The organism is Pseudomonas sp. MF6396 (genome assembly GCF_002018915.1).
GTDB classification, from domain to species: domain Bacteria; phylum Pseudomonadota; class Gammaproteobacteria; order Pseudomonadales; family Pseudomonadaceae; genus Aquipseudomonas; species Aquipseudomonas palmensis.
Map to the genome: position 1 here is coordinate 1 of NZ_MVOK01000066.1, position 3,823 is coordinate 3,823.

4 protein-coding genes and 1 pseudogene are annotated in these 3,823 nt (G+C 48.7%); all 5 read right to left on the reverse strand.

The window, feature by feature from the left end; genetic code table 11:
- Nucleotides 1-190: DUF637 domain-containing protein (locus tag MF6396_RS28320; RefSeq protein ID WP_153046145.1), on the reverse strand; the 190-nt coding region annotated here is incomplete at its 3' end.
- A gap of 247 nt (nucleotides 191-437) precedes the next feature.
- Nucleotides 438-707 carry a hypothetical protein gene (locus MF6396_RS27770; RefSeq protein ID WP_054916221.1) on the reverse strand — a complete coding sequence of 90 codons (270 nt, stop codon included), beginning with the start codon at nucleotides 705-707 and terminating at the stop codon, nucleotides 438-440.
- Between the two features lie 12 nt (nucleotides 708-719).
- A complete protein-coding gene (locus tag MF6396_RS29170; protein ID WP_229589647.1) occupies nucleotides 720-1,925 on the reverse strand; it encodes a hypothetical protein in 1,206 nt (401 codons plus the stop codon).
- Nucleotides 1,926-2,762: 837 nt separating this feature from the next.
- Nucleotides 2,763-3,239 carry a lytic transglycosylase gene (locus MF6396_RS27780; protein WP_078482008.1) on the reverse strand — a complete coding sequence of 159 codons (477 nt, stop codon included), beginning with the start codon at nucleotides 3,237-3,239 and terminating at the stop codon, nucleotides 2,763-2,765.
- Nucleotides 3,239-3,823 (reverse strand): annotated as a pseudogene (locus MF6396_RS27785) (hypothetical protein); the annotation flags it as partial. The pseudogene MF6396_RS27785 and the gene MF6396_RS27780, both read right to left, overlap by 1 nt.

Genomic DNA, 3,823 nt, shown 5'->3' on the forward strand with positions numbered 1-3,823 from the left:
CACCGGATAACGTTGACAGCGTATCTGCCATGGCCTCGTTCAAGCCCGCAGCCATGGCGCCAGTTTTGAAATCGCTGCCCGTGGCCTCTGCCAGCAAACCACCCATGACGGCATGCACCACAATTTTGGGCAGGCTGCCGTTCTCAAATCGAATGGTCTGGTCACCGGCAAACTTGAAGCCCGTGGCCATGGCGATGCTGCCTGCCTGGCCTCGCAAGAGGTGCGTGTTGTGTATTGAGATTTTGCTCCTGTTAAGGAGCGAAAATTCATGCTCAAAAAGGGAGTATTGAGCAGATAGACCGTAGGTCGTCAGGGTGGGTGCAAAAGGGGTGCAACTTGACTGCAGAAAGGATGCAAGAAGGCGGCAAAAAGGGTGCAGATCGGGTGCAAAAACACCGGCGCTAGGCCGGTGTCAGATCACACCTAGGCTTCTACAATTAACAAGAGACATTCAAACCGCAAGCAGAGATAAAATCACGTATCGGTATATCAAGAAAGCTACTCTCTCCAGCGGAAAGAACATCTTGCAATGTGACGATGCCTTTTTCAAAGTCCAAAGAAACGTCAAAGCAATTAAACTCGAACTCCCTGAGCAGAACGCTCTTTGAGCACATCCGCTCATCAAAGGCATCTTTCAAAATAGAGCGAACGCTGTCGTCCAACTCTTGGGCGACAAATCGTTCTATTAGTGTGCCGCCACTGCTCATAACCATTCCTAACTAGTACGGGAATGCAGTCTGAATCACACCATCCCGAACATTTATTTTGATTGTCGATGTTGGAGCGCCTGAGACGTTTGTTCCAATCACCTTACCTGCATTGTACTCAATAACGTGCCCACCTGGGCCATTAGGAGTTACCTTCCCATATTTCAGTGCGTTATCAACATAACTAGAGACATCTTTAACAGATGTTCCTTGCGAGAACTTACTAACATTCGCAAATCCTGAATCAGGTCCATGGCGATAGAATACATGCTCAATACCTGTCATCAAACCGCCTTTGTTATAAGTGCTCGCGCTCCACGATGCATCTATTTGTCTTGGGGCTGGTAATGCCTTGATCGTGTCATCTACAACAGCCCCAGTTCCTTTTGCACCCCCCACCGAATGCGCATAAGGCATCCCTGCCTCCGCATCCGTTATACCACTTGTCGAATTCGGATTCTTTCCAGGTGGCCCATTTTTACCACCAGCGTTGTCCACCAGGCTCGACGCCTTCCAAGCCGTCTCCCGCTCCCCAAGCGCTTTCGCAACCTGCCCCAGCTTCCCTGCCTTGTTGATCACCGCAAAGCTCAGGGCGAACTCGGTCTCCCACTGCATTTCCACCCGCAGGGCAGCCTGTTCCTGGCCTTGCAGGCGCAAAACAAATGCCTGGACTTTCGCGTCCTGCTTGGCGCTCTCAAAGGCTTGTGCGACTTCGTACGGATTGCTGGCCTTCTGAATCAGTCCGTTGGTGATACGAGAACTGGTGCCACTAAAGTCCGTGACCAGCCCTTCACCCAAGCCGTAGATGTTTTTGGCTGACTCGGCCACTGCCGCCGCAATGCCTTGCCCTACGCCAATCCCACCACCCAGCAGATCGGTTTTGCCGTAATTGAGGTTGCGGTCGTAATAGGCGAGTTGTTCCCTGTTCTGAAGGAATCTGTCGTTGATCAGGTATTCCTGATTCACCTTTGGATCATAGAAGTTCGCGTGGTTGATCTCGTAGTTCTTGAGCAACGCCAACGTTTCCGAGGCGGTATACACCTTGTGCGGTTCGCTGATGCTCGGCACATCCCCTTTGTCCGTGGTCGCATAGTTCGCCCCGAGCGGCGCCAGCGCCTGCCCGAGGTGGGCGAGGGTGCTGTCGTCGAACTTCACGCCCGCAGCGCTGATCGTGGTCTGCCAGTCCTTGTCGGTGTAGTAGGCAAATGCCTCGGCCATGCTGATGTTATGCTTTTGCGCGAGCGCCTTGGCTTGCTCGGAGATGAGCTTGCGTTCTTCCAGGTGCAGTTTGAATCGCCCCTGGTTTCCTTGACACTCTCCAAGCTCAGAAAATAGCGTTTCTCATACTCTACCGGCGACAGCTGATTGTTGACTTCTCACTTACAAACTAATTGCCGAACTACATTTTGAGCTGTACCTAAAGACAAATTTTCTGCTATTTCCAGTTATCGCAGCGTTGTTGTTTGCCTATGCTCTGCTGAGCATATTTGGTCACGATCATTTCATTTGGCTACAGTACCTCAATAGCTTTTGGGCTTATGCCGCTATCGTCTGGGGATTCTTTCTGCTGGCCATGACAGAGCAACTGGTTGATCCGTTGGAAAAGGCTCGGGACAGGCGAAACAGCTAAGCAAGCGAAGCTATGGAGCGATGTATAATAAAAGCTATACACATGATCCTAGACAAATCAAATAGTTAGCTCTGTTTTGTATTACAAATGTATAGCCATCAATCAGCACGAAAAATGGCTAATCCGTTGATCTACAAGGAAACACTTACCCCGGACGGGGGTGCGTGTTGTGTATTGAGATTTTGCTCCTGTTAAGTAGCGAAAAATCATGCTCAAAAAGGGCGTATTGAGCAGCTAGACCGTAGGTCGTCAGGGTGGGTGCAAAAGGGATGCAACTTGACTGCAGAAAGGATGCAAATAGGATGCAAGAAGGCGGCAAAAAGGGTGCAGACAGGGTGCAGACAGGGTGCAAAAACACCGGCGCAAGGCCGGTGCCATATCAACTCAGACCCCTTAAAATTTATAATGGAACTCACCTGCCTGTTTCATCTATCAGCTTTTGTTAAATTAGAGTAACAACCAAACTCGGGAATTTTTTCATAATTTCGAGACGGTTCGAAACTTGATCTAGCCTCTTCAATCTCATGAGGATTAAATTTTTCTCGCCTAATAACAAGACCGCCTTCCTCATTGAAAATATAGGACTCCCCACCTATGACCTCGTCTCCATCCCCTTCAAACTCACGATGAGTCGCCATAGTCAAAAATAAGTTATCCGAATCTGTTACTTGAAATTGGTAGGTCAGGTACTCACGACATTTTTTATCTAAAAAACCGACACCAACCATTCCTTTATCTATGGAGAACTCAACAAAGCAAGATGGCGCAGAGTCCGAGCCAATGAGAGCCGTATATGACTCACCCGAGAGATGCCTAGAATGTGCCAGAGATTCATCCATAGGCTCTATCGCAAACTTCTTCATCCGAAACCAAGTCTTACAATAATAAATAGGTAGCTCCATCAATACACCTTCCCATTAGTATCTCTAATTAAAACCCCTGCTTTATTGGCAGAGTCCAAGATGGCTTTTGGAATTACTCCATTCTGTGGAGGAACCTCCAGAATAACAGTACCTTGCAATTTTTGACCACCCAAAGACCCACTAGATGGAACTTTCGCAATGGTCGCACCAGAAGGGTATTTCGTAATGGCCTCATTTATGTAGCTCTTTGCTGTCGCCTCTGAAACCTCAGAAAGCTGTGTCAATTTACGAGAGACGATTTCGCCTTTTATGGGATTATACGAATCAACACGATAATAGCCATTCCCGTCAGGTCGCTGAATATAAACTTCGTTATTCGGGTAGTTTTTAGACTGTACCTTATTAAACTCATTACCCGCATCAAGCCGTTGCAACCATTCAGGTTTAGACGATGGAGCTACAACATCATCTACCTTTCCAGCAGCGCCACCAGTAGCTTTTGCACCATTTTTTTCCCCGCTTTGCAACATCCCCGCCAGCTTCTCAAGCCACCCTGGCGTTTTCGAAGCCACAGCTTTAGCAGCACTTCCCAGCGAAATAATCGCCAGCGCCAGTTCCGCTTC

What these genes read in the sequence shown, in the direction of transcription:
- MF6396_RS27770 (WP_054916221.1), bottom strand. Translation starts at nt 707, where the DNA reads ATGAGCAGTGGCGGCACACTAATAGAACGATTTGTCGCCCAAGAGTTG.
- MF6396_RS29170 (WP_229589647.1), bottom strand. Translation starts at nt 1,925, where the DNA reads ATGGCCGAGGCATTTGCCTACTACACCGACAAGGACTGGCAGACCACG.
- MF6396_RS27780 (WP_078482008.1), bottom strand. Translation starts at nt 3,239, where the DNA reads ATGGAGCTACCTATTTATTATTGTAAGACTTGGTTTCGGATGAAGAAG.